Origin of the sequence: Bradyrhizobium sp. AS23.2, assembly GCF_001908185.1 — a bacterium.
Lineage (GTDB): Bacteria > Pseudomonadota > Alphaproteobacteria > Rhizobiales > Xanthobacteraceae > Bradyrhizobium.
In genome coordinates this window covers 13768-38932 of record NZ_LGHM01000174.1, presented here as the reverse complement: position 1 = coordinate 38932, position 25165 = coordinate 13768, and the positions used below count along the sequence as shown (strand labels likewise).

The following is a 25165-nucleotide window of genomic DNA, read 5'->3' as shown; positions in this document are numbered from 1 at the left end:
CTCAATGGCGCTGCTGTCTTATAGAAGGTGCGGCAAATCAGGTCGGTCGAGAGGTTTCATGGTTTCGCTCAAGCAGATCGTGTGTGCGACGGTTGCAATGCTCGCGGTGTCCACTGTCGCGCGTGCGGAGGACGGTTTCCCCTTCGGCACCGAGATGACGCTGGAGGCGCTGCCGCAGCCGGGCTCGAAGCGGATTCCGAACATCGAGATCGGCGACCATGGCGAGGTGGTGCTGGAGCTCTGGTGCAAGGGCGGCAAGGGCCAGTTCTCGGTCGCCGGCAACACCGTGATCTTCGTCCCCGGCCAGATCCAGGACCGCTCCTGCCCGCCCGCCAAGGCGCAGGCCGACGACGACCTCGTCGCCGCGCTCGGCAGCGTCGAGACCTGGAAACGCCAGGGCGACTTTCTCGCGCTGATCGGCCCGAAACCGCTGCGCTTCCGGATGAACGGAAATTGAGCTTCGCGGCAGCCGGCGCCGTTCTTCGGCGGTTACGGCGTCGCGATCAACCCGTTGGCGGTGGCAACGATCCAGCGGCTGCCCCAGCGCACGATGGAGTCGACGCGCCCGAGTCCGGGAACAGTGTCACCGCGTGCGGCCATCCGAATTCCGTCAGGTCCGTCGAGAACGGCAGTTCCGTCCCGAACGTCAACAACGGTCCACCCGGGAATGGTTGTCGGTCTTGTTTCCGGCGCCGGCGCCAGAGGCAGCCTCATGGCAGCTGCTGGCCCCGAGAGGCTCGTATTCGCCTGAGAGGCCAAGCCATTAGGCAAGCGGGCGGGCGATGTGGTGGACGGCTTGGGAATGCTCCCTACAAAGGCGGGTGCCGCTGTTTGCAGATCCGGGTGAGATGCGGTTTTTCGACCGCCTTCGGCCTTGCCCCCGGATCTCGTTTCAGAAGTTTGCGATGAAGCCGTATGCTTCTGGGCTATTGGACTGAGGCTGATCGTGCTTGCGAGCTCAGGCCAATTCAGGCCCCCGGCCCATCCCATTCCAAAGCTTGCCGTCAGGGCAATTGTGGACAGCAGAAAGTTGCGCACTCGAACGCCATGCGGGTCTCGTAGCACCAGCACTTCGTCGCGATCGTGGCTTAACAGATTCCGCAGCCTGACCGGCTGCCTCGGCAACTGGCCGCCAGCCACATTCCCCAACCAGATGTTTCCAAGGGTACTCGGCTCGTGGTCTTGCATGATGCGACCCACGTTCGGCTACCCGATGATGGCCGAATAAACTGAATCGAATCTTAACGATCAAGCAAACGACTGCGGCAGCGCCTGCCTACTTCCACGTCGACTTGTCGGCGTCCCAGCGCTGGCCTTTCAGCTCCTTTGCGAGGGCCTCGACCGAACCGTTGTCATCCGGCTGGTCACCTTCCTCGTCCACCGCAGATTCATCCGAGAGATTGAGCTTGGCGCCGCTGCTCTCGTCGGAGATCGTGGTCGAGGGGCTGCCGATCCAGAGCATCAACCTGTCGGTCGCGCCGGGCTTGTCGGGCGAGACCAGGCCCGCGACCTCGATGGTGTCGGTGAGCTCGAGCGCCGGGAAATCCTGGTTCGGCCGCTTGAAGACCAGCTTGAGCCTGCCGGTGGCCGGGTTGAAGCTTTGCGAGACCGGCTTTGCCCCCAGCGTCCTGCTCAGCACGCCCGCCACTGTGCCCGCGAGCTTGTCGCGGTTGATCTTGTCGCCCTCGCGCCAGTCCGCGGCGGGGAAGCGGATGGTGCGGTCCATCTCGGTCATGCCCGCGGTCCAGCCCGCCGCGGTGACGCCCGGCATCGCCTTGAATTTTGCGAGCAGCGCACCGGCGCGCTCCGGATCGACCGACATGTTGATGGTCTGCTCGCCGGCGCGCAACGCGTCGCAGCCGACGTTAAGGCTCGCCAGCGTCACCTCGACCTCCTGGCCCTTCAGGCTCTTCAGGAAGTCGGTTGCGGCATCGAGCTTGACCTTGACCGCGATCGCCTCCGGCGAGACGTCGGTGAAATCCTTCGGCTGCGGCGTGATGCCGTCATCGGAGGTCTGGTTGTCCTGAAACTCCTTCTCGCTGAGATCGGAATTGTCGGGCGAGGCGACTTCGGTCACGGCCTGGCCGATCGCGATCTGGCCGCGGAATTCGAACGTGTCTCCGGTCGGCTTGCGCAGCAGCTTGACGCTGACCGGCGCCTTCTCGCCGAGGCTCTGCGTCGTGCCCGTCAGGTTCTGGCCCGCGACCTGGAGGTTGACGACGAAGCGATCCTTGCGGTCCGAATTTTTTGCGACGGGATAACAAACGTCGAGCACGGCTGCGGTGACCGTCTTGCCCTGGCGCGTCTCCTTCAGGATCACGTCGGCATTGCCTTCCATCAGCCCGTCGATCGAGGTGAAATAGCGCGTCTCGATGCCGCCGGGCGCCGTGGCCTTCGGCGAGAGTTTCATCTGGGCGGATACGAACCCGGGTGACATGGCGAACAGGGCCGCCAAAAGAGCTGTCGGGCAAACCAGAAGCGCGCGCATCGACGAAATCCTCGAGCAATAGGGCATGATCCGGACCCGGAGGGCCGCGTTAGCGCAAAGTGTGCAGCGGTTTTCCGACAAGATCATGCCCGAACAATAACCTAAAACGCGACGATGATTGGTTCCTGTTCCATCGCGCCCTAGAATCTGCGCGCCACCGTAGTGGGTTTTGGCCGTCGGTTGAATTGGAAAGCACGGGCCCAGGTCAAAACCAGGTCTGCAAAAACCGAGTCTGCAAAAAAGAAGGCCGCCCGGAGGCGGCCTTCGCAACGCTGTAAGGTGAGGATGGGCTTTAGAAGCCGCCCATGCCGCCGCCGGCCGGCATAGCGGGCGGAGCTTCCTTCTTCGGCATTTCGGCGACCATGGCCTCGGTGGTCACCAGCAGGCCGGCCACGGAGGAGGCGTCCTGCAGCGCGGTGCGCACCACCTTGGCGGGATCGATGATGCCCTTCTCAACCATGTCGACATAGTCCTCGGTCTGGGCGTCGAAGCCGAAGGTCTCGGACTTGTTCTCCAGGATCTTGCCGACGACGATCGAGCCTTCCACGCCGGCGTTCTCGGAGATCTGGCGGATCGGAGCTTCCAGCGCCTTCAGCACGATGTTGATGCCGGCCTGCACGTCGGCATTGGCGTTGGTGAGACGGCCGACCGCCTTCTTGGCGCGCAGCAGCGCGACGCCGCCGCCGGGGACGATGCCTTCCTGCACCGCGGCGCGGGTGGCGTTGAGCGCGTCCTCGACGCGGTCCTTCTTCTCCTTGACCTCGATCTCGGTCGCGCCGCCGACGCGGATCACCGCGACGCCGCCGGCGAGCTTGGCGAGGCGCTCCTGGAGCTTCTCACGGTCGTAGTCCGAGGTGGTCTCCTCGATCTGGGCCTTGATCTGGCCGACGCGGGCCTCGATCTCCGGCTTCTTGCCGGCGCCCTTGACGATCGTGGTGTTCTCCTTGTCGATCACCACCTTGCCCGCGCGTCCCAGCATCTTCACCGTGACGTTCTCGAGCTTCATGCCGAGGTCTTCGGAGATGAGCTGGCCGCCGGTGAGGATCGCGATGTCCTCGAGCATGGCCTTGCGGCGGTCACCGAAGCCCGGCGCCTTGACGGCGGCGACCTTGAGGCCGCCACGCAGGCGGTTGACGACCAGGGTGGCCAGCGCCTCGCCCTCGACGTCCTCGGCGATGATGACGAGCGGCTTGCCGGACTGCACCACGGCTTCCAGCACCGGCAGCATGGCCTGCAGGCCCGAGAGCTTCTTCTCGTGCAGGAGGATGTAGGCGTCCTCGAGCTCGGCGGTCATCTTCTCGGCGTTGGTGACGAAGTAGGGCGACAGATAGCCGCGGTCGAACTTCATGCCCTCGACGATGTCGACCTCGGTGTCGAGCGACTTGTTCTCCTCGACGGTGATGACGCCCTCGTTGCCGACCTTCTGCATCGCCTGGGCGATCATCTTGCCGATGGCGCTATCGCCGTTTGCCGAGATGGTGCCGACCTGGGCGACCTCGGAGGAGGCCGCAACCGGCTTGGCGCGCTTCTCGATGTCCTTGACCACGGCCGCAACCGCGGTGTCGATGCCGCGCTTGAGGTCCATCGGGTTCATGCCGGCGGCAACCGCCTTGGCGCCTTCGCGCACGATGGCCTGGGCCAGCACGGTCGCGGTGGTGGTGCCGTCGCCGGCGAGGTCGTTGGTCTTGGAGGCGACCTCACGCACCATCTGGGCGCCCATGTTCTCGAACTTGTCCTCGAGCTCGATCTCCTTGGCGACGGTGACGCCGTCCTTGGTGATGCGGGGCGCGCCGAACGACTTCTCGATGACGACGTTGCGGCCCTTCGGGCCGAGCGTCACCTTGACGGCGTTGGCGAGAACGTCGACGCCACGCAGCATGCGATCGCGCGCGTCTCCGGAAAATTTGACGTCTTTGGCAGCCATTCTAATGCTCCTGAAAAACCATGGATGGATTGGGGTGCCGCACTCTCCCTCGTCATTGCCGGGCTTGACCCGGCAATCCATCCACTTTCGAAAATGATGGATGCCCGGGTCGAGCCCGGGCATGACAGCTAAGGGTATTCAGCGGCTGTTCAGGCGTTCGGCCTTAGGCCATCACGCCCATGATGTCCGACTCCTTCATGATCAGGAGCTCTTCGTTGTCGATCTTGACCTCGGTGCCCGACCACTTGCCGAACAGCACGCGGTCGCCGACCTTGAGGTCGATCGGGATCAGCTTGCCGGTCTCGTCACGGCCGCCGGAGCCGACGGCGACGACCTCGCCCTGGGAGGGCTTTTCCTTGGCGGTGTCCGGAATGATGATGCCGCCCTTGGTCTTTTCCTCGGCGTCGATACGTTTGACCACGACACGGTCATGCAGCGGACGAAATTTGGATTTAGCCATGACGTTTCCCTTTGGAGGCTCGCTTCGGAAGTAGTGGAAGTGGGTGGGGCGGCGCTTCCGTCCACCCTCGTCGCGAGGATCGAACGGCACGCTTAGCAATCGGCCTTTCCGAGTGCTAATAGTGCGCCCGGAAATATGGCTTGGCTGCGGTCCTGTCAAGCAAAGGTGGTTAAGCGATTGGTGAGGCGGATATAGGATGGTGGCATTGGAAACTCGATCGGGGTACTGGCGGATCAAAGGACGTCATTGCTCCGGCGGCGGTTTTGCGCTTGGCTGCGGGAGGGGTGCGGCCATGGTCTTGTTCGGGGGAATGCCATGATCAGTTCAGCTCACGCGCGCACGGTCGCCAACCTGGCGGCTGCCTCTTGCCTGGCGTTGCTGCTCGGCGCCTGCGGCGGCGGTATGAGCCTGCCGTCCTTCTCTTCATCCTCGCCGCCGCCCGAGGCCGAGCCCGGCACCGGACCGGAAATGCCGGCGAGCATCCGCGCCGACGAGATCGTCGGCCGTTGGGGTCTCGCCTCGTTCCAGAACCCGGCCGACCGCGCCCGCACCGAGGCTGCCGCCCGGTCTCAATGCAAGAACCCCTACGTGATCACCGCCGGTTCCTCCGGCGGCGTGATCATGCATCTTGCCGACCAGGCGACGCCGCAGGAACTGCGCCTGAAGGGCTCGCCCAGCGGCAAGAACTATATCGGGCCGGCCGGTCCGACCCCCGGCGAGCAGGACCGGGAGATCGTCTCCTTCGACGGCCGCGTCCTGATCACCCGCTTCATCGACAAGGACGCCGCCACCCGCTACGGCAACATGGTCTACGTCCGCTGCGCGCCGCGGGCGTGAACGGGCGCTGACCTAACCACTCGTCATTGCGAGGAGCCAACGGGTCCGGCCTTCGGCCGGCCCGATGACAGGCTCCGCGACGAAGCAATCCAGGCCGCCTCAGCCGAGACAGTCTGGATTGCTTCGCTTCGCTCGCAATGACGAAAAAAAACGCCGGCTTTCGCCGGCGTTTTGTTTTTCTCTCTGCCGCGTCCGATCAGTCGAACAGCGCGTCGATGTCGTCCTGCGAGGCGTGGCCGACGTCGCCGGCGAGCTTCGGGCCGTTGAGCAGCTTTTCGTCCTCGCCGCGGGTGTCAACCGGCGGCGGCACATGGGCCTTGATCGCGTCGACACCGCCCCAGATGTCCATCATCGCATTGATATGCTGCTCGATGAACTTCATCGTGGTCATGACCTTGCTGATGCGCTGGCCGGTCAGGTCCTGGAAGTTGCAGGCTTCGAAGATCGAGATGACGCGTTCCTGGATGTCGTCGGCGAGGCGCTTCTGCTGGTCGACCGAGTCGACCTTGGCGAGGGCGCTGGCTGCCTGGTCGATCGACTCGGCGGCTTCGAGGATCTGCTGGGTCGCCTGCTCGGTGCCGCCGACCACGGCGCCGAGTTCGCCATTGACCTTGGCCATCTCTTCGCCGTTGAAGCTCTTGCCATGCAGCACCGCGATCTCGCGCTTGGTGCGGTCGATGGCGTCATGGATGAGGTCGAGCTCGACCTTCAACTTCTCGCACTGCTCGATCTGTGCCCGATAGGTATCGAGCATGGTGCGCGCTTCGGAGAGCTGCTGAGCCGAGGAGGCGTCGATCGCTGCCATGGCCGCGCTGCCGGACAGCGGGACAGCGCCCTTCGCCATCTGTGCGCGGATCGCGCGCAGCTCCGCCATGATCTCGCTATGCATCGGCATTGTCTCGTCGGTTACGTCAAGAATTGGCATTTCGCCGCCGATGATGTCCTCGGCACGAAAACGCTTGCGGTGAACAGCCATCAGGATACTCCCCCCACCTCACTCACGCGTCTTTGTAGGCAGAAGCGATTTAACACGAGGTTCACAGCGGGAACCGCTGTGCGGCCGCGCGCGACGGCGTGAAAACGCGCGATTAACCATGGGCGCGCGGCGTTCATCGAAAATAAACGCTGATCGCCAAATTGCGCCGTCGCTCGTGTCGTGGTGAATCGAAACGCGGCTTCCGTTTACCAAACAAAACGGCTTTTGCTTTTTATTGACCACGTCGCGAGCGCGGATCAGCCATCAGCTCTCTACGACGCATGTGATCTAGACGAAACAGTACAGAGTACGTCGATGTTCAAGAAAATGTCTGTCGCGCTGCTCGGCAGCGCTTGCACCTTCATTGCCGGCGCGAACAGCGCTAGCGCCTTCGACAATTTGGTGCCGAACGATCCGCCCGTGGTGCTCTACCGGCCGCAGGTGCCGCAAGCGCCGGCGCGCGTCGCCTCCAATTCGAACATGGGCGGCGGCTTCATCGAGTTCTTGTTCGGCGACGGGCCCGGCCGCGGTCCGGCTTACGCCCCGCAGCAGCCGACCTATCAGCAGCAGCCGGGCTATTACGACCCGCGCCGCCTGCCGCCGATGGGCGAGCCGCAGATGCAGGGGACGGTTCAGCAGGAGTTGGTCGACCCGCGGTCGCTTTCGTTCGACCCGAAATTCGAGAAACAACTCGTTGACTATAGCGGCAAGGAAAGTGCCGGCACGATCGTGGTCGATACGCCGAACAAGTTCCTCTATCTCGTCGAGGGTAACGGCAGAGCGACGCGTTACGGCATCGGCGTCGGTCGTCCCGGCTTCACCTGGTCCGGCGTGAAGTCGATCACGGCCAAGCGCGAATGGCCGGACTGGACTCCGCCGGCGGAAATGATCGCGCGCCGGCCCGACCTTCCCAGACACATGGAGGGCGGTCCTGAAAATCCGCTCGGCGCGCGCGCGATGTATCTGGGCTCCACGCTCTACCGCATCCACGGCTCCAACGAGCCCTGGACCATCGGCACCAACGTCTCCTCCGGCTGCATCCGCATGCGCAACGAGGACGTCATCGACCTCTACGGCCGCGTCAATGTCGGCACCAAGGTCGTCGTGATGTGAGACGATACTGCGCCTCTCCCCGCTTGCGGGGAGAGGCCGGAATTCGGGCGAAGCGCGAATTCCGGGTGAGGGGAGTCTCCACGAGCTCAACTCTTACCGGCTTTGCGGATAGAGCCCCTCACCCCGACCCTCTCCCCGTAAGAACGGGGAGAGGGAGAAGATGAGCGTCACGCGTAATCGCTGCCGCCATCGTCTCCGCCGCCGAAATCGCTGTCGTCGGCCATGTCGATGTTGTCGTCGTCCTGATCGTCGTAGTTCTGATCGCTATAGCTCTGATCGTTGTTGTTGCGATCGTCGTTCGACGCCTGGTCGGAGAAGCTCTGGCGGGAATCCCGATTCGAGCCGATGTCGTTGAGGCCGGCATCGCGCGCGAGCGAGCCGCCGGACTGGTCGCTACCGCCCCACGGGCTGCGGTCGCCCAAGGCGTTGGTGTCGCCGAAGGCCTGCTGATGCGGTCCGCCCATCATGCCGCGGATGCTGGAGAGCAGCAGCGAGCCGCCGACGACGCCCGCCGCGGCGCCGCCGCCGTGCCGAGGAACGAGCCGCCGCCACCGCCGACCGGCGGAGCGCCATAGCCCTGACCCGGGCCCTGACCGTAAGCCTGTCCGTACGGCGGCTGGCCATAGCCCGGCTGGGCCTGCTGCATGGCCTGGCCGCTGTTCCAGACCGGCCGCGAGTCACGCGGCGGTACGTTCGGAACCGAGCCGCGCGACGGGCTCGATCCGAACAGCGACTCGCGCATGGAATCCAGGAAGCCGCCGGACTGGGCCTGCTCGGGCGCGTGCCCCGCCTCCAGCTCCTGGATGCGGTCATGGGCGCGCTTCAGCGCTTCGTCCTGCAGCAGCACGGTCTGCACCAGCGCATAGATCGCACCGGGCGCCTTGCGGAGGCCGTCGGAAATCGCGGCGATCGCGTCGGGATCGCGCGGTGCATTTTCCAGTTTCGAAAGCCGGTCGAAAAGCTCGTCAACGAGCTGGCGTTCCTGCGGCGTCATGATCTGTCTCCCTTGCGCGAAACAAGCGCAACCGGGATGTAGGGTTCCATTGTGGCCCCAACAGTGGCGGGCAGATTAAATTTCGTTATGCGACAAGCTGCCTCGCAGAGCGTTTTCGAGCGAAGTGGATACCGGTTCGCGTAAAGAAAACGGGTCAAAACAAGAATCTAGAGCCCCGTTCCGATTCCATCGGAACGGAGGGGCCAGCTTTCGCCGGTTTCACGTCAACGTCACGCCGCGGTCCACCAGCAGGCGCGCGAAGGCATCGCCGGCGAGATAGGCATGCTCGCGCTCGCGGACGTCGGTCATCGGATCGAGACCGGCAAGGATGTCGTCGACGAAGCCGGGGTGGCACATCACGAGGCCGCCATCCGGCAGGCCTTCCAGGAATTGCCGCATCAGCTCGCCGAAATCGGCCTCCCGCGTGAAGTCATAGGCACCGGCGAAGCCGGGATTGAAGCTGAGGCCGGCGCCGGCGGCACGCCGCCGGAATTGCGCGCTGAGGATATCGAGCACCATGGCTTTGGGTGAGGCCAGCCGCTGCGCCAGCGGCAGGTTGCGGCCGCCCTGGCGCACCCAGGCGTTCGGCGCGGCTTCGCTCACCGCATCGACGAAGCCGTCGCGCACCTGCGGAAAGAGCTGTACATGCTGATGGCCGTCGACGAAGTCAGGCGCGCGGCCGAACGCTTCCGCGAAGGCGGCCAGCTGCGCCTTCACCTCATTGCGAAAGAACTCGCGGTCGAGCCGCCGCGCAAGGCCGGCACGCAGCAGCTTTGGAAACGGCATGAACATGTCACCGTCGAGCGGGCGGAAATGCATGGTGAGCGGCCGGAACGGCGCCGACAGCGTCACGTGCAATCCGATCGCGCAGCGCGGGCTCGCTTTCGCGGCAGCCTGAAGCGCCTCGATCTCGCTGCGCTCGATCGCGGGACCCACCATCATCACGGAGGTGGCGTTGAGACGGCCGCGCTCGATCAGGTCGCGGATGGCGCGATTGACGCCCGGGCTGATGCCGTAATCGTCAGCGCAGAGCCAGATCCGCCGCGGCGTCGCGGCCGCGCTCATTCGGCCGCCGTCCTCTTCGAGGCCTCGTCGGCCTTGTCGGTCTCGAAGTGCTTTTCGCTGTGCTCGGCGACGAAGTAGATCGGGCGCGCCTTCAGCTCGGAGAGGATCTTGCCGATATATTCGCCGACGATGCCGATCATGATGAGCTGCACGCCGCCGATGGTCATCAGGCCGACCACGAGCGAGGGATAGCCCGGCACCTGCTTGCCGGTGGTCCAGACCTCCCAGAGGATCGAGAGGCCGAACAGGAACGCGCCGCCCGCGAGTACCACGCCGAGCAGGCTGGCAAAGCGCAACGGCGCCACCGAGAATGAGGTCAGACCTTCGATCGACAGGCCGAGCAGGCGTGCGGCGTTGAAAGTGGTGACGCCATGGGCGCGCGGCGCAGGCTCGTAATCGACGCGGATCTGGCGGAAGCCGATCCAGCTTGCCAGCCCCTTGAAGAAGCGGTTGCGCTCCGGCAGCTGCCTCAGCGCTGCGACCGCGCGCGGCGAGAGCAGGCGGAAGTCGCCGGCATCCTCCGGGATCTTCTGGCGCGCGCCCCAATTGATCAGCGCGTAGAAGCCGTGCACGGCGAGCCGCCGCAGGAAGGTCTCGTTGTCGCGATGCGCCTTGGCGGTATAGACGACGTCGTAGCCGTCATCGATCCAGTGCCCCACGAGCTGCTCGACCAGGGCCGGCGGATGCTGGCCGTCGCCGTCCATGAACATCACGGCGCCGAGCCGGGCATGGTCGAGGCCGGCCATCAGCGCCGCCTCCTTGCCGAAATTGCGCGATAGCGACACCACCTGCACGTCGATCGCGTCGGCCGGCAGTCCGCGTGCGATCGACAGCGTCGCGTCCGCGCTGCCGTCGTCGACATAAACGACCTCGCAGGCGAGGCGATAGCGCTGCCGCAAGGTCCTCGCGAGATCGCAGATGCGCTGGTGCAGGGCAGCGAGGCCCGCCGCCTCGTTATAGACGGGGACGACAATCGACAGTCCCTTCGCGGCGGCGCCGGCCGCGGTGGTCGTCAGGCCGGAAACGTCAGAGCCCAGCGTCATCGATCAAGGTTCCAGAGGCGTTTAGGTCATCTCAACAGCATATGGTAGCTGCCGTTTGCTGTCGCTACGCTGAACGGACCTGAGGCTCACCGCCGCAGGAACGCCTCGAGCTTGGCGAACAGCGGATTCTCCCGGTCGAACACGTAGTCGAGCGAAACCACCGAGACGGTCTCGGCGCCATGCTCGCGCAGGAAGCTCGCGAGCGCATAGAGCTGCCCCGGTGGGCAGTGCAGCGTGAGCATGCCTGACGAGGTCGGTCCGCCGAACGGGGCCTCGACGCCGAACCGGCTGTGGGCTTCGCCGAGCAGGGCCTCGTCGCATTGCCGGAAGCGGGTCCGGACTTCGCGATACTTGTTGGCCCGCGCCCGTGCCGCGATGTGATCGAGGATGACGCGCGCCGTCTCCCGCGCCTGCGGCGACCAGTCGGCCTCCTTCGAAGCGACCAGATTGGCCTGGCTGCGCAGGATCACGCCATCATCGAGCACCCTCAGCCCGTTGGCGGCGAGCGTTGCACCGGTTGTGGTGATGTCGACGATCAGCTCGGCGCTGCCTGCCGCCGGCGCGCCTTCGGTCGCGCCCGCGCTTTCGACGATGCGGTAATCCGTGATGCCGTGGTTCGAGAAGAACGCGCGGGTGAGGTTGATGAACTTGGTCGCGACCCGCATCCGCATGTGATGCTGCTCGCGGAAGCCGGTGGTGACGTCGTCGAGGTCGGCCATGGTGCGGACGTCGATCCAGGCCTGCGGCACCGCAACCACGACGTCGGCGTAGCCGAAGCCGAGCCCTTCGATCAGCGATACGCGCTTGTCGGCGTCCGCAATGTTCTCGCGCACCAGATCCTCGCCGGTGACGCCGAGATGCGCAAAACCGCGGGACAGTTGCGAGGCGATCTCGCTCGCCGAGAGATAGGCGACCTCGACATTGTCGAGGCCTGCGATCGTGCCGCGATAGTCGCGGGCGCCGCCGGCCTTCGACAGTTTGAGGCCCGCACGAGCGAAGAAGGCCTCGGTGTTTTCCTGGAGGCGGCCCTTGGAGGGAACGGCCAGAACGAATGGCGCGCTCATGACTTAAGCTCCCACCTTGCAGCCGATCCGGGTCAGCGCGTCCACCCAGACCGAGAAGCCGACCGCGGGGATCGGCTCGGCAGATCCAAGCTGGGTCATCAGCCCGTCATAGCGGCCGCCGGCGACCAGCGGCTCGGTGCCGTTGTCCCTGTGATGCAGTTCGAATTCGAAGCCGGTGTAGTAGTCGAGCCCGCGTCCGAACGCGGTGGAGAACCTCGACTGCTTCACGTCGATGCCGCGCGCGGCCATGAAGCCCACCCGGCTCTCGAACTGGTCGATGGCCGAGGTGAGATCGAGTTTCGCATCAGCCGTGAGCGCGCGCAGCTCGGCGATCGCGTCGTCGGGATTGCCCGTGATCGACAGGAAGCGCTTGAGCACGGTGATTGCTTCGCGTGGCAGTGCGCCGCCTTTCAGCGTCGATTGCTCGAGGAAGCGGTCCGCGATCTCGGCCGTGGTGCGGCCGCCGACATTGGTGGTGCCGGCGATCGACATCAAATCGGTGACGAAGGCGAGCGCGGCCTTGCGGTCGGAGCCGGCGAGCGCGGCCAGCACGCCCTCATACTCGCTGCGGGTCGCGGTGGTCGTGCGTGCGAGCCGCTCCAGATCCTGCTCCAGGCTGATCTTGCGGTTGAAATCCTTGACCAGGCGTCGGCGCCAGACCGGATAGAGGTTGAGCGCGTCGAGCAGGGCGTTGAACAGCGCCACGTCGCCGGTGCGGATTTCGACATCGCGGACGCCGAAGGCGGCGGTCGCTTCCAGTGCCAGCGCCAGCGTCTCGGCGTCGGCTGCGGCGCGGTCCTGGCGGCCGAACGATTCGATGCCGGCCTGCAGGAATTCGCTGGCCCGTCCGCTACGGTAGCGGAACACCGGGCCGAGATAGCTGAACCCGGCCGGCTGGCCAGCGCGGCTGGACGCGAGGTAATCGCGCGCCACCGGAATGGTCAGGTCCGGGCGCAGGCAGAGCTCCTCGCCGGAGAGGTCGCTGGTCAGGTACAGGCTTTTGCGGATGTCCTCGCCGGAGAGGTCAAGAAATGGCTCGGCCGGCTGCAGGATGGCTGGCTCGGCCCTGACATAGCCGGCCTGCGCGAACGACAAGAGCAGCGTATCCGCCCAGGCGGCAGAGCCGGCAGCATTTGAGGTAGCAGTCGCGGTCATCTCGGGGTCCATCGTCCCGGTGGAACCGGGCAGGGCAAGGGGAGGCCAAGGGGAGGCCAGGAATTGGCGCAGCCCTTAGCATGGCCCGAAAGCGGTTTCGACCTCCAAAGGATCAATCGCTTAACGGCCGGCCAATGCGGCGTAGCCAAGTGGTCTTCAGGTAGTCTTGAAGCTAGGGATTCTTGCCGCCCCAATCGCCGAGAACCGCCTGCACCAGCGCCAGCGCCGCCACCGCGGCAGTGTCGGCGCGCAGGATCCGAGGGCCCAGCGCCAGCCGCAGGATTTTGGGCTGCCGCTGCAGCAGCGCCCGCTCTTCCTCGGCGAAGCCGCCCTCGGGGCCGATCAGCACGTCGACCCCGTGACTGGCCTCGCGCGCGCTTTGCAGGCTCTGAATAGGGTTTTCGACCTCGGCCGCCTCGTCGCAGAACACCAGCAGGCGGGCGGCGGCGCGCTGGCTGAGGAAGCGGTCGAGCGACACCGGCTCGGCCACTGCGGCAAGGCTCAGAATGCCGCATTGCTCGGCCGCCTCGACGACATTGGCGCGCATCCGCTCTGTGTTGACCCGGGAGGCCTGGGTGAACCGGGTCTGGACCGGCTGCAGGGTGGCGGCGCCCATCTCGACGGCCTTCTGCACCACATAGTCCAGCCGCGCATGCTTGAGCGGGGCGAAGGCGTAAGTGAGGTCCGGCAACCGGTCCTGGGGCCGGGTCTGCTGGAGGATCACCAGCCCGTCCGGCCGCTTGCGGCCTTCGATGGCGGCCTGCCACTCGCCGTCGCGGCCGTTGAAGGCCAGAATCGGGGCGCCGGCGGCAAGTCTCAGCACATTGCCGAGATAATTGCTCTGGTCGCGGTCGAGCGCGACCCTGGCGTCCTGGACAAGGGGGGGCGTCGACAAACAGGCGGGGGGCGCGAAAATCGTGGGAGGGCATCGTTTAATGGTCCGATTTGCCGCCGTTCTTAACCGAAAGCAGCCGTTTCAGGGGTAAATATTGCCAACCTGGTGCGTCTCCGCGCCGCGCTCTTGCCCTATTCAACGGGTTGTTAAGCCCCGGCGGGAATCGTAAAAACGCGAGCACGCTGGTTGCGCTTCAATTGGGAAGACGCCGAACCCCGTAAGCTCCTGCCGGAGAGAACTGCCTTGATGATCCGTCATTTGATGGTTCCGATCACTGCCGCCATGGTCGCCATGGGTGCTACGGGCGCCTACGCGCAGGGTTTCCCTGCGCCGCTGCCCGGCCAGGCCGCGACCGATTCCGCGTTTCCGCCGGTGAACGGCTCCGCCCCGGTCGCGTCTGTCGGCGCGGCGCCGCAAACGTCATTCCCCGTGAACGGTGCTGCGCCCGTCGGTGGCGCCGGCGCTTTCAGCGCGGCCCCGCCGACGCAAGGTGGTCCAGGCGAGGACTGCATGAAGCAGTTCATGCCTCTGCGCGAGGAAGCCGAGAAGCGCGGCAAGTTGATCCAGGCCGCGAGCAACCGTCATGCCCCACCGGACGAGGCCTGCAAGCTGATCCGCAATTTCAGCCAGGCTGAGTCGAAGATGATCAAGTACATCGAGACCAACGCCTCTAAATGCGGGATCCCGGCGCAGGTCGGCGACCAGTTGAAGGCCGGCCACAAGAACACCGAGGCCATGCAGGCGAAGGTCTGCAACGTTGCGCAGCAAATGCAGAACCAGCCGCGCGGTCCGGCCGGTCCGTCGCTGAGCGAGGTGCTGGGTTCGGGCTCGGCGCCCGAAGCCAATGCCGGCAAGAAGGGCGGCAGCACCTTCGACACGCTCAACGGCAACGTCCTGACCCGATGAGGCACGTGCCGCCGATTTGAAGTTCCTACGGTGTCTGCTGCGAGCTCCTCATAGGAACTTCAAATCGACAAGCGGCACGTGAACTATCATTTCTTGCTGGTGCCCTTATAGTTTTCGAAGTTCGTACCGGAATGTATCGCAATGGAATACGAACTTCGAAAACTGGGCACTAGCCCATCCGCCCGCGTTGCCGACTCCACCGGCAACTGGGTCGATACGCTCGCGCCGCAATGGGCACGGCCTTACCTGCGATTGTCGCGCTTCGATCGTCCGATCGGCTCCTGGCTTCTGCTGATGCCGTGCTGGTGGTCGGCGGCGCTCGCCGCCGGCATGGCGCACGACGTCCGCCGCCTGCCACTCACCATCGTCCTGTTCTTCATCGGCGCCTTCGTGATGCGCGGGGCGGGCTGCACCTGGAACGACATCACCGACCGCGATCTCGACGACAAGGTCGAACGCACCCGCTCGCGGCCGCTGCCGTCGGGGCAGGTGAGCACGAAGCAGGCGCTGGTCTTCATGGTGGCGCAGGCGCTGATCGGTCTCGCGGTGCTGCTGCAGTTCAACCGATTCGCGGTGCTGACCGGCATCGCCTCGCTTCTGATCGTCGCGATCTACCCCTTCATGAAGCGTATCACCTGGTGGCCGCAGATCGTGCTCGGGCTCGCCTTCTCCTGGGGCGCCTTGATGGGATTTGCCGTCACCTTCGGACGCATCGACCTGACCGCGCTCGTGCTCTATGCCGGCGCGATTTCGTGGGTGATCGGCTATGACACGATCTACGCGCATCAGGATGCCGAGGACGACGCGCTGATCGGCATCAAGTCCACCGCGCGCCTGTTCGGTGCGCATACGCACCAGGCGCTGATCCTGTTCTATGGACTTGCGGTCATGCTGATCGGCGTCGCGCTGGCGTCAGGCGATGCGCGCTGGCCGGCGTGGCTCGGGCTTGCGGCCTTCGCCGTGCATCTGGCGTCGCAGATCGTGCGGCTCAGGATCAACGATCCCGCACTCTGCCTGCGACTGTTCAAATCGAACCGCGATGCCGGGCTGCTGCTGTTTGCGGGATTGCTCGTCGATGCAGTGATGCGAGCGGCCTGACGCGAACTCGTAGGGTGGGCAAAGGCGCACTCGCGCCGTGCCCACCATCTTTCCAGGATTGCGACAAAGGAGGTGGGCACGCTTTCGCTTTGCCCACCCTACGGAATCGGAATCACGCTCAATTCCGCGCGATGATCTCGCGTTCGCCCTGATGAACCGAAAGCTCGCGCGCGATGCCGGTGCGGCGGCGCATCAGGAATTTCGGACGGCGGGCGCGGATCGCGTTGCAACGGCGACGGCGCTGTGCTGGCTTGCGCGCACCCTCGTCGAGCTGCGGCAGCGCGAAGAGTTCGCTCCAGATCGCCCAGGCCTCAGTGAGCTCCTCGCCGTCGGCGCTCACCTGCAGCGGAACGGAGAGCGAGGGATCGCGATGCACGAGGACGAGGGCCTGCGCCTCGTCATTGCCGCGCAGCGCGACGCCGGTGAAGTCGCTGACGCGCACGTTGATCGCCATTTGCATGCCGCGGACGGCACGGCGCAGCACGACGCGCTCGCGATGAAGCTCGATCTGCCGGACATATCCGTCGGCGCGCGGATCATGCGCATCGAAGCGGACCGGAAGGGAAAGAGGGTCGAGCCGCAAGGAGCGGCTCGACCCGGCGGGAGCGACCCCGCATGTTGCTGTTTGACGCCTCACGGCTTTAGTCTCCCCGCCGGGATTATGTTCCCGGTCGATGCGAGGACCTTAGCGCGCCACTTTCGGAAACCGCTTAAAAAGGCTGGTTAATCCAGCGTCACCGCCGCGTATGATTGACAAGACCTTGGCGCGCATGATTGACGAGACGTTGCGCCGGGAGTGCGAATCTGAGCTTTCTGCGGGCTGAAAATGCTTGAAGTCCGCGCCAATCGAGCACATTTGGTGGGTTCGGCCGCCCTCAAAACCCGAACCCCGCCCCCAACAGGATTTCGTTCGTGAACGCTTCACCATCCGCAAGCTCGACGCCTTCGACCAAGGATTCATCGAAGGCCAACCGCGACCTGTTCGATCAGTCCGCACTGTCGGATCTGGCGCAGCGGCTGGTCGAGGCGGCCAAGCGCGCCGGCGCGGATGCCGCCGATGCGGTCGCGGTGCGCGGCGTCTCGCAAGGCGTCGAGGTGCGCGACGGGCGCGTCGAGGAATCCGAGCGTTCCGAGGGCGACGATGTCGGCCTGCGCGTGCTGGTCGGCCAGCGCCAGGCGGTGGTCTCGACCAACGACGTCAGCGGCGATGCCGTGACCAAGCTTGCGGAACGCGCGGTCGCGATGGCCAGGGTCGCGCCCGCCGACAAATATGTCGGCCTTGCCGATCCCGCGCTGCTCGCGCGCGACTTCCCCGATCTCGACCTGCTCGATCCCAATGTGCCCGCGACCTCAGAGCTCGAGCGCCGCGCGCTCGCGGCCGAGGCTGCGGCGCTTGCCGTGAAGGGCGTCACCAAATCCGGCGGCGCCTCGGCGTCTGCCGGCATGGGCGGCATGGTGCTGGTCACCAGCACCGGCTTCCATGGTTCCTATTTGCGCTCCAGCCAAGGCATCTCGGCCACCGCCATATCAGGCGAAGGCACCAGCATGGAGCGCGACTACGACTTCACCTCGGCGCCGCATGGCGCCGATCTGCTGTCACCGGAAGTCGTCGGCCGTTCCGCCGGCGAGCGCACTGTGGCGCGCTTCAATCCGCGCAAGGTCGAGACTTGCAAGGTCCCTGTCGTGTTCGATCCGCGTGTCGCGGGCTCTCTGGTCGGCCATGTCGTCGGCGCCATCAACGGCGCCTCGATCGCGCGCAAGACCAGCTTCCTGAAGGACAAGCTCGGCCAGCAGCTCTTTGCGAAAAACATCCGCATCATCGACGATCCCCTGCGCAGGCGCGGTCTGCGCTCGCAGACCTTCGACGCCGAAGGCGTTGCCGTGAAGAGGATCGCGCTCGTCGACGAGGGTGTGCTGACGACCTGGCTGCTCGACTGCGCCACCGCCCGCGAGCTGGGCCTCATCACCACTGGCCACGCCCATCGCGGCGTCTCCTCCTCGCCGTCGCCGGGGCCCTACAATCTGCATCTCGAAGCCGGCACACCGACGCCGGCTGAGCTGATCTCCGACATCAAGCAGGGTTTCTACGTCACCGATCTGATCGGCTCCGGCGTCAACGGTGTCACCGGCGATTACAGCCGCGGCGCCTCCGGCTTCTGGATCGAGAACGGCGAGCTCACCTATCCCGTGAGCGAAGTGACGATCGCAGGGCACCTGTTCGAGATCTTCAAGTCGATGCAGCCCGCGAACAATCTCGAGTTTCGCTACGGCATCAATGCGCCGACCGTGCGCATCGAGGGTTTGACGCTTGGCGGACGCTGACGCGAAATCTATCGACGAGACTATCCTGACGCGTGATGCGGCGCTGCTGAGAGACACGGTGCGGGAGGCGGGCGCGCTCGCGCGGTCGATGTTTCGTACCGAGCTGAAGAAGTGGATCAAGGGCGTGTCCTCGCCGGTGTCGGAAGCCGACATCGCCGTCAACGATCTCCTCGAAGCGCGCTTGCGCACTGCTACGCCCGACTATGGCTGGCTGTCGGAGGAGAGCGCCGACGATGCGGCGCGGCTGTCGCGGCGGCTGACATGGGTGGTCGATCCCATCGACGGCACCCGCAACTATCTCAACGGCCATGACGATTGGTGCGTCAGCGTCGCGCTGGTCGAGGATGCTTCGCCCGTCCTCGCCGCGGTCTTCGCGCCGACGAGCGATGAGTTCTTCTTCGCGGCCCGCGGCCGGGGCACGACGCTCAACGGTAAGGCCGTGCGCGCGGCGGGCGGATCCGCGCTCGACTTCTCTCGCGTCGCCGGCCCGAAACCGATGGTCGAGCGACTCAATAGCTCGGGCGGTGACATCAGGCTGCACCCGCGAATCGGTTCGCTGGCGCTCCGCCTCTGCCGGGTCGCCGATGGTGCGCTGGATGCGGCTTTTGCGGGCGGCAACAGCCATGATTGGGACCTTGCGGCGGCCGATTTGATCGTGCAGGAAGCGGATGGTAGGATGAGCGACCTCTCCGGAGATCCCATCCTCTATAACCGCCGGGAAGTGACGCACGGGGTGCTGGTGGCAGCGGGGCGCGATCGTCATGCAAGCATTGTCGCGCATTTTCGAAGCCGTCCCTTGCCCTGAGCGCTTTCGTCGTGCGTGTCGAACACTGCTTTGCCGGGCAGCCCCTTAGGAACAGAACCCATGCCAGATAGTGCCCCGCAACAACTGCTTCATCTCGTGATTGGAGGCGAACTGCTCGATCTCGAGCACAACACCTTCAAGAACCTCGACGACGTCGAGATCGTCGGCCTCTATCCGAACTATGCGGCCGCGCACGCCGCCTGGCGGGCCAAGGCGCAGAGCACGGTCGACAACGCGCAGATGCGCTACTTCATCGTCCACCTCCATCGGCTGCTCGACCCGAATCAAGAACCGAAGCCGGCGCGTTGAAAAAACTGCTTCGCAATACGCTGCGAAGCAGCTGGTTTCAGCGTGCCGTCGGGATCCTGGCGGCCGAATATCTGCGTCTGGTCTGGCGGACCAACAAATTCACGTTCGATCCGCCCGACGTCTATGACCGCGTCGAACCGCAGATGCCGGCGATCTTCGCCTTCTGGCACGGCCAGCATTTCCTCACCCCCTTCATCAAGAACAAGGACTGGTACAAGGCCAGGGTCCTGATCTCCCGCCACCGCGACGGCGAGTTCAATGCGATCGCCGCCGAGCGGCTCGGCATCGGCACCATCCGCGGTTCCGGCGACCATGGTGGAGCTTTCCACCGCAAAGGCGGGGTCGGCGCCTTCAAGGAGATGGTGCGGACGCTCGAGGGCGGCTGTAATGTCGCGCTGACCGCCGATGTCCCGAAGCGCTCGCGCGTCGCAGGACACGGCATTATCATGCTGGCACGGGAATCGGGACGGCCGATCATGCCTTTCGCGATGGCGACCAGCCGCTTCATCCGGCTCAAGAACTGGGACCGCACCACCGTCAATCTGCCGTTCGGGCGAGGCGCATTGGTCGGCATCAAGGAAATTCACGTCCCGCCGGACGCTGACGCGGCCACCATGGAAGCGCTGCGGCTGGAGCTGGAAGAGACGCTGAACGAGGCAACTCGCCGCGCCTATGCGCAACTCGGCCGCCCGGGACCGGAAGATGCCTAATTCGCTCCCCAGTTCGCTGCCGATGACGCTGCGGATGTATCGGCGCCTGGCATCCGGCCTGTTGCTGCTTGCGCCTGCGCTGATCAAGCGGCGGCTGAAGCAGGGCAAGGAAGATCCCGCGCGCGTCGGCGAACGGCGGGGTCTCAGTCAGGACGTGCGGCCGCATGGCCCGCTGGTCTGGATTCACGGCGCCAGTGTCGGCGAGGTTCTGGCCGCGGCCGCGCTGATCGAGCGCCTGCGCGATCTCAACCTGCGCATCCTGCTCACCTCCGGCACGGTCACCTCGGCCGCCGTCGTTGCGAAACGCTTTCCGCCCGACGTCATCCATCAATACGTGCCCTATGATTCCCCGCGCTATGTCGCGCGCTTCCTCGACCACTGGAAGCCGTCCCTGGCGCTGTTCATCGAATCCGATCTGTGGCCGAACCTGATCCTGGCAGGCGGTGCGCGCCGGGTGCCGATGGTGCTGATCAACGGACGGATGTCGCCGCGCTCCTTCCCGCGCTGGCGGCGCATGTACGGCACCATCTCGGCGCTGCTCTCGCGCTTCGACATCTGCCTCGCGCAGTCGAAGACCGATGCGGAGCGCTTCTCCGCGCTCGGCGGCCGCGACGTCGTCACCACGGGCAATCTCAAGCTCGACGTGCCGGCGCCGCCCGCGGATCCCGCGAAGCTCGAACGGCTGATGGCGATGACGCGCGGGCGTCCGATCATCGTCGCGGCTTCGACCCATCCGGGCGAAGACGAGATGCTGGTCGCGGCGCATCGCAGCCTCGTCGGTTTCTTCCCGCAGCTCCTGACCGTGATCGTGCCGCGGCATCCTGATCGCGGCTCCTCGATCGCAGGCCTGATCACGGCGTCCGGCCTGAAGCCGGCCTTGCGTTCGCGCGAGGAGCTGCCGACAGCCGCGACCGACGTCTATGTCGCCGACACCATGGGCGAGCTCGGCCTGTTCTACCGCCTCTCGCCGATCGTGTTCATGGGCGGATCGCTGATCCGCCACGGCGGCCAGAATCCGATCGAGGCGATCAAGCTCGGCGCCGCGATCGTCCATGGCCCGCACGTCTTCAACTTCGCCGACGTCTACGAGGCGCTCGACGGCAGCGGCGGGGCGCGGCAGGCCGATACGCAGGAGGCGCTGATCAAGCAGCTCGGCCAGTTGCTGGCCGATTCCACCGTGCGCGACAGGATGCAGCGCGCAGGCAGCGGCGTGGTCGAGGAGCTCGGCGGCGCGCTGAATCGCACGATGACCGCGCTCGAGCCCTATCTGTTGCAGCTGCGGATCGAGATGGGAGCCGCCAATGCGTGAGCCGGCCTTCTGGTACCGGCCACATTCCCCAATATCGCTGGTCCTGAGTCCGTTGGGCGCACTCTATGGCGCGCTCACGGCGCGCCGCATGGCGCTCGAGGGCGTTGACGCCGGCATCCCCGTGATCTGCGTCGGCAACTACCATGTCGGCGGCGCCGGCAAGACGCCGACCGTGCTGGCGCTGACGAAGCTCCTGCGCGAGCTCGGCGAGACGCCGGTGGTGCTCAGCCGCGGCTATGGCGGACGCCTGATGGGCCCGGTGATGGTCGATCGCGAGCGTCACACCGCGGTCGACGTCGGCGACGAGCCGCTGATGATGGTGCGCGACGTTCCAGTCGCGGTCGCGCGCGACCGCCTCGACGGCGTGGCGCTCGCGAAGTCGCAAGGCGCCACCGTGATCCTGATGGACGACGGTTTCCAGAACCCGCGCCTGTTGAAGGACGCGTCCCTGATCGTGATCGACAGCGAGCGCGGCCTCGGCAACGGCAAGGTGTTTCCTGCCGGCCCGCTGCGCGCGCCGCTGAAAGCACAGCTCGCGCGCACCGATGCGCTGGTGATGATCGGCAACGGTCATGCCGCCAACGATGTTGCGGCCGAGATTGCCAAGCGCAACAAGCCGGAGCTGCGCGCGCGCCTGAAGCCGGATGCGGCCTCGGTCGCGCAGCTCCTCGGCAAGCGGGTTTTCGCCTTCGCCGGCATCGGCGATCCCGAGCGCTTCTTCCGCAGCTTGCGCGCCTGCGGCATCGAGGTCGCGCGCACGCGCCTCTTCGCCGATCACCACGTGTTTTCGCACAATGAGATCGCCGCGCTCGCGGCGGAATCGCAGCGCGAGCAGCTCACGCTGGTGACGACGGAAAAGGATCTCGCGCGCCTGCGCGGCCGTGAAAGTGTGCCTGACGGTATCGTGCCGTTCGCGGTTCAGCTCGAATTCGACGATCCGGCAAAGCTGCGTCAACTGATCAGCGATCATCTCCACAAGGCGCGCGAGCGGCGGTTCAGCAGGCGATGATCCCGTAGGGTGGGCAAAACGACTTGTCCGCCGCAGCTCAAAGTGTGCGCATTTCGGTCGCCAATTCGGGTGTGCGCCAAGGGCCTAGGAAAAAACACTCCCCCCAATAAGGCGTGGGACAGCCTGAACTTCGGCTGTCCCACCATCGCGATCATAAACGCAACCTATTTTGCCATCGCCGTCCTGGCGGCCTCGATCTTTGCCTTCACAGCATCGAGGTTGAAGCTCGCGCCCTTCTGCATCGGCGGAAACTCGATCGCGGTCCTCGCCAGTTTCTCGACCTCCTGCTGGACGAAGACGAAGCGCCAGAATTCATACTTGAACCAGTCGAAGTATTGTTGCGCGCCGTATTTCGTCCCGCTATCGGGCCAGCCCGTCCGTTCGAACGGATCGAGACGAAGGTTGATCAGATAGGGAACGTCAACCTTGGTCTTTTCGCCCAGCCACCCCGCGGGCTGGTCGATGAAGCGATACTTGTAGTCGTCGATGCGCACGGCCCCCAGTTCGCTCTCGCCGAAGTACCAGATTTCGTGTCGGTTCGACGGCCCCTTGCCGGTGATCATGTCCATCTGACTATAGCCGTCCAGATGGCACTTGTAGGTGCGGTCCCCGATTTGCTTGCCCTTCTTCAGCTCCTCGGCAATGTTCGGGTTGCCGGCAGCGGCCAGCAAGGTCGGGAACCAATCCAGTCCGGAGATGAGGCCGTTCTCGACCTTGCCGGCTGGCACCTTGCCCGGCCAGCGGATCATCGCCGGCACGCGGAAGCCGCCTTCCAGGACCGTACCTTTGCTCTGCGCGAAAGGCGTCTGCCCGCCATCCGGCCAGGTGAAGACCTCGGTGCCGTTGTCGGTGGTGAAGATGACAATGGTGTTGTCATCCACGCCCATGTCCTTGAGCTTTTGCATGACGATGCCGACATCGTCGTCGAGCTGCGCCATGCCGGCTTCATGGATCGACCAACCGTTCTTGGAGTTGCGCATCGCCTCGTACTTTGGCGACAAGTGCGTGACGATGTGCATGCGGGTTGGATTGAGCCACAGGAAGAACGGCTTGTTGTCGGCCTTGGCCTTTTCAATGAACTTCAAGGCAAGGTCCCGGATTTCGTCGTCCACGGTTTCCATCCGCTTGGGATAGAGCGTTCCGGCGTCCTCAATCCTCTGCTTGCCCACCTTGCCCCAGCGCGGATCCACGGTGGCATCGTCCACATCGGTCGCCCACGTATGGAGCATGTTGCGCGGACCGACGACGTTCAACAGGTCCTGCGGATAACCGGGGTGGGCCGGATCTTCCATCGCATCGAGGTGATACAAGTAGCCGAAGAATTCGTCGAAGCCATGTACTGTCGGCAGAAACTCGTTCTTGTCGCCAAGGTGGTTCTTGCCGAACTGGCCGGTGGCATACCCCATGCCTTTGAGCGCAGCGGCAATGGTCACGGCCTCCGCCGGGATGCCTGTGGGAGCGCCGGCCTGGCCGACCGTGGTCATGCCGGTGCGGATCGGCAGCTCGCCGGTGATGAAGTTGGCGCGGCCCGCGGTGCAGCTCGCCTCGGCGTAGTAATCGGTAAACAGCATGCCCTCTGCCGCGATCTTGTCGAGGTTCGGCGTCCGGCCGGCCATCATGCCACGATGGTAAGCACCGATATTCCAGATGCCGATATCGTCCCCCATGATGACGACGATATTGGGCCGTTGTCCGGCCGGCGCGGGGGCTGGTTGCTGCGCTTGCGCGAAGCTTGTTGCGCCGACCGCAGAGAGTGCTGAAGCCGCGACGATAGAACTGCCGCTCAACAACAGATCGCGGCGCTTCAATCCTGCGCTGTTGGGGCCCGTGCCCTTGTTTGGCTCTGCCGGAATCCTATCGTTACTCATGACATGATCCTCTTCCTGGCGATGCACCAGAAGCCGGCGTGGCTCGCGCTGGTGTCGATCAGCTCGGCATTGGGCGCGGCGGATCGATAACGGCGGCAATAGTCGAGATCGCAAAGATGCCAGCCGCCTTTAAGCACCCTCACGCAATATCCTGGTAAGCGGGGCCTTTGGTGGAAGATCGGGTTGAGAGGAGCAGCGCAGTACAGCTCTGAATTGATCCAGATCAAAGGATTGACCTAGATCAACGAGAGAGCCGCCAATCCCTTGCACGCCAAGCGTCTTGAGAGTGACGCGAAAGCCATCGAAGGCGTGCGACGCTTGCCTGCTTCGCAGCGACCGGTTTTGACGACAATTCCACGTTCAATCGAACGGGCTCCAGTAGCTCATTGGCTATCTCATCGGAGAGTTTCATGAAAACATTCAACCCCTTGCTGTCGCTAATACTGCTCGTTGTACAATCGGCCTCGGCGCAGTCTGCGGATTTGAACGGAGCATGGACGATCGACGCTGCGGCCTGCGGTACTATTTTTACCAAGGAGGACAACAAGCTTGCGTTCAAGAAGGATGCTGATCTCAACGCGGGCGGTTTAATCGTCCAGGGAAGGGAGATAACCGGCACATTTCAGAAATGCACCGTCAAGTCGAGGCACGATGACGGGCCGGATGTGCGAGTGATCGCGTCGTGCTCGGACGGCGTCGCGATTTCGGATATCACATTCGACGTGAAACCCACCGGAGAGAATAAGATCACACTCAGCTCCAAGGGGCCTGTGCCAATGGACATGCTGTACGTTCGCTGCCCGATGTGAAGTCGA

Annotated in this window: 23 protein-coding genes and 2 pseudogenes; 12 read left to right on the top strand and 13 right to left on the bottom strand. The window is 64.8% G+C overall.

The annotated features are described in order from the left end of the window. Positions 1-58: 58 nt before the first annotated feature. A complete protein-coding gene (locus tag AC630_RS33420) occupies positions 59-457 on the top strand; it encodes an META domain-containing protein (RefSeq protein ID WP_074122691.1) in 399 nt (132 codons plus the stop codon). 819 nt (positions 458-1276) lie between these two features. On the opposite strand, the gene AC630_RS33415 is transcribed toward AC630_RS33420, so the two are convergent. From AC630_RS33415 to AC630_RS33405, 3 genes are all read right to left on the bottom strand, one after another. Continuing rightward, positions 1277-2488 carry a hypothetical protein gene (locus AC630_RS33415; RefSeq protein WP_074122690.1) on the bottom strand — a complete coding sequence of 404 codons (1212 nt, stop codon included), beginning with the start codon at positions 2486-2488 and terminating at the stop codon, positions 1277-1279. A 292-nt stretch (positions 2489-2780) separates the two neighbouring features. Then, positions 2781-4412, bottom strand: a complete 1632-nt coding sequence (groL, locus tag AC630_RS33410) for a chaperonin GroEL (RefSeq protein WP_074122689.1) — start codon at positions 4410-4412, stop codon at positions 2781-2783. Between the two features lie 163 nt (positions 4413-4575). After that, complete coding sequence (locus AC630_RS33405; RefSeq protein ID WP_074122688.1) at positions 4576-4872, bottom strand: co-chaperone GroES; 297 nt, start codon at positions 4870-4872, stop codon at positions 4576-4578. Positions 4873-5187: 315 nt separating this feature from the next. Between AC630_RS33405 and AC630_RS33400 the strand changes: the two genes are divergently transcribed. Then, positions 5188-5709 carry a hypothetical protein gene (locus AC630_RS33400; protein WP_074122687.1) on the top strand — a complete coding sequence of 174 codons (522 nt, stop codon included), beginning with the start codon at positions 5188-5190 and terminating at the stop codon, positions 5707-5709. Positions 5710-5905: 196 nt separating this feature from the next. Here AC630_RS33400 and AC630_RS33395 read toward each other — a convergent pair whose 3' ends face one another. Continuing rightward, positions 5906-6685 carry a protein phosphatase CheZ gene (locus tag AC630_RS33395; protein WP_074122686.1) on the bottom strand — a complete coding sequence of 260 codons (780 nt, stop codon included), beginning with the start codon at positions 6683-6685 and terminating at the stop codon, positions 5906-5908. A 315-nt stretch (positions 6686-7000) separates the two neighbouring features. On the opposite strand from AC630_RS33395, the gene AC630_RS33390 reads away from it, so the two are divergent. Continuing rightward, on the top strand, positions 7001-7798 hold the full coding sequence (locus AC630_RS33390) for a L,D-transpeptidase (RefSeq protein ID WP_074122685.1): 798 nt from the start codon (positions 7001-7003) through the stop codon (positions 7796-7798). 167 nt (positions 7799-7965) lie between these two features. Here AC630_RS33390 and AC630_RS33385 read toward each other — a convergent pair. From AC630_RS33385 to AC630_RS33360, 6 genes and pseudogenes are all read right to left on the bottom strand, one after another. Then, positions 7966-8792: pseudogene (locus tag AC630_RS33385) on the bottom strand (DUF2076 domain-containing protein). A gap of 219 nt (positions 8793-9011) precedes the next feature. Next, positions 9012-9857, bottom strand: coding sequence for a ChbG/HpnK family deacetylase (locus tag AC630_RS33380; protein WP_074122684.1), 846 nt, complete (start codon positions 9855-9857; stop codon positions 9012-9014). Next, the gene (locus AC630_RS33375) at positions 9854-10900 is read right to left on the bottom strand and encodes a glycosyltransferase family 2 protein (protein WP_074122683.1); all 1047 of its coding nucleotides are present in this window, start codon (positions 10898-10900) and stop codon (positions 9854-9856) included. Before AC630_RS33375 ends, AC630_RS33380 begins: the two co-directional genes overlap by 4 nt. Before the next feature lie 86 nt (positions 10901-10986). Beyond that, complete coding sequence (gene hisG, locus AC630_RS33370) at positions 10987-11964, bottom strand: ATP phosphoribosyltransferase (protein WP_074122682.1); 978 nt, start codon at positions 11962-11964, stop codon at positions 10987-10989. Positions 11965-11967: 3 nt separating this feature from the next. Then, positions 11968-13119, bottom strand: coding sequence for an ATP phosphoribosyltransferase regulatory subunit (locus AC630_RS33365; protein ID WP_074122695.1), 1152 nt, complete (start codon positions 13117-13119; stop codon positions 11968-11970). A 172-nt stretch (positions 13120-13291) separates the two neighbouring features. Next, positions 13292-14048 (bottom strand): annotated as a pseudogene (locus AC630_RS33360) (16S rRNA (uracil(1498)-N(3))-methyltransferase). 212 nt (positions 14049-14260) lie between these two features. Between AC630_RS33360 and AC630_RS33355 the strand changes: the two are divergent. Continuing rightward, the gene (locus tag AC630_RS33355) at positions 14261-14920 is read left to right on the top strand and encodes a hypothetical protein (RefSeq protein WP_074122694.1); all 660 of its coding nucleotides are present in this window, start codon (positions 14261-14263) and stop codon (positions 14918-14920) included. A gap of 141 nt (positions 14921-15061) precedes the next feature. Continuing rightward, complete coding sequence (gene ubiA / locus AC630_RS33350; RefSeq protein WP_074122681.1) at positions 15062-16018, top strand: 4-hydroxybenzoate octaprenyltransferase; 957 nt, start codon at positions 15062-15064, stop codon at positions 16016-16018. Between the two features lie 118 nt (positions 16019-16136). On the opposite strand, the gene AC630_RS33345 is transcribed toward ubiA, so the two are convergent. Then, positions 16137-16655, bottom strand: coding sequence for a DUF6101 family protein (locus tag AC630_RS33345; protein WP_074122680.1), 519 nt, complete (start codon positions 16653-16655; stop codon positions 16137-16139). A gap of 275 nt (positions 16656-16930) precedes the next feature. Here AC630_RS33345 and AC630_RS33340 point away from each other — a divergent pair, with 275 nt between their 5' ends. From AC630_RS33340 to lpxK, 6 genes are read left to right on the top strand one after another with little or no spacing between them, the layout of a single operon-like run. Beyond that, positions 16931-18340 (top strand): TldD/PmbA family protein, encoded by a 1410-nt coding sequence (locus AC630_RS33340; protein WP_074122679.1) that lies wholly within the window; start codon positions 16931-16933, stop codon positions 18338-18340. Further along, positions 18327-19145 carry a 3'(2'),5'-bisphosphate nucleotidase CysQ gene (locus AC630_RS33335; RefSeq protein WP_074122678.1) on the top strand — a complete coding sequence of 273 codons (819 nt, stop codon included), beginning with the start codon at positions 18327-18329 and terminating at the stop codon, positions 19143-19145. The genes AC630_RS33340 and AC630_RS33335 overlap by 14 nt, the downstream gene beginning before the upstream one ends. 60 nt (positions 19146-19205) lie before the next feature. Continuing rightward, a complete protein-coding gene (locus AC630_RS33330; RefSeq protein WP_074122677.1) occupies positions 19206-19454 on the top strand; it encodes a DUF4170 domain-containing protein in 249 nt (82 codons plus the stop codon). Continuing rightward, on the top strand, positions 19451-20164 hold the full coding sequence (locus tag AC630_RS33325; RefSeq protein WP_074122676.1) for a lysophospholipid acyltransferase family protein: 714 nt from the start codon (positions 19451-19453) through the stop codon (positions 20162-20164). The genes AC630_RS33330 and AC630_RS33325 overlap by 4 nt, the downstream gene beginning before the upstream one ends. Continuing rightward, on the top strand, positions 20127-21473 hold the full coding sequence (locus tag AC630_RS33320) for a 3-deoxy-D-manno-octulosonic acid transferase (RefSeq protein ID WP_143198510.1): 1347 nt from the start codon (positions 20127-20129) through the stop codon (positions 21471-21473). Before AC630_RS33325 ends, AC630_RS33320 begins: the two co-directional genes overlap by 38 nt. After that, the gene (gene lpxK, locus AC630_RS33315) at positions 21466-22482 is read left to right on the top strand and encodes a tetraacyldisaccharide 4'-kinase (protein ID WP_074122675.1); all 1017 of its coding nucleotides are present in this window, start codon (positions 21466-21468) and stop codon (positions 22480-22482) included. The genes AC630_RS33320 and lpxK overlap by 8 nt, the downstream gene beginning before the upstream one ends. Positions 22483-22646: 164 nt before the next feature. Here lpxK and AC630_RS33310 read toward each other — a convergent pair whose 3' ends face one another. Together AC630_RS33310 and AC630_RS45835 are read right to left on the bottom strand one after the other, a co-directional pair. After that, a complete protein-coding gene (locus tag AC630_RS33310; protein WP_245330592.1) occupies positions 22647-24350 on the bottom strand; it encodes an arylsulfatase in 1704 nt (567 codons plus the stop codon). Further along, positions 24347-24493, bottom strand: a complete 147-nt coding sequence (locus tag AC630_RS45835) for a hypothetical protein (RefSeq protein WP_502691562.1) — start codon at positions 24491-24493, stop codon at positions 24347-24349. The genes AC630_RS33310 and AC630_RS45835 overlap by 4 nt, the downstream gene beginning before the upstream one ends. A gap of 267 nt (positions 24494-24760) precedes the next feature. Here AC630_RS45835 and AC630_RS33305 point away from each other — a divergent pair, with 267 nt between their 5' ends. Further along, positions 24761-25159 carry a hypothetical protein gene (locus tag AC630_RS33305; protein ID WP_074122674.1) on the top strand — a complete coding sequence of 133 codons (399 nt, stop codon included), beginning with the start codon at positions 24761-24763 and terminating at the stop codon, positions 25157-25159. Positions 25160-25165 lie beyond the last annotated feature (6 nt).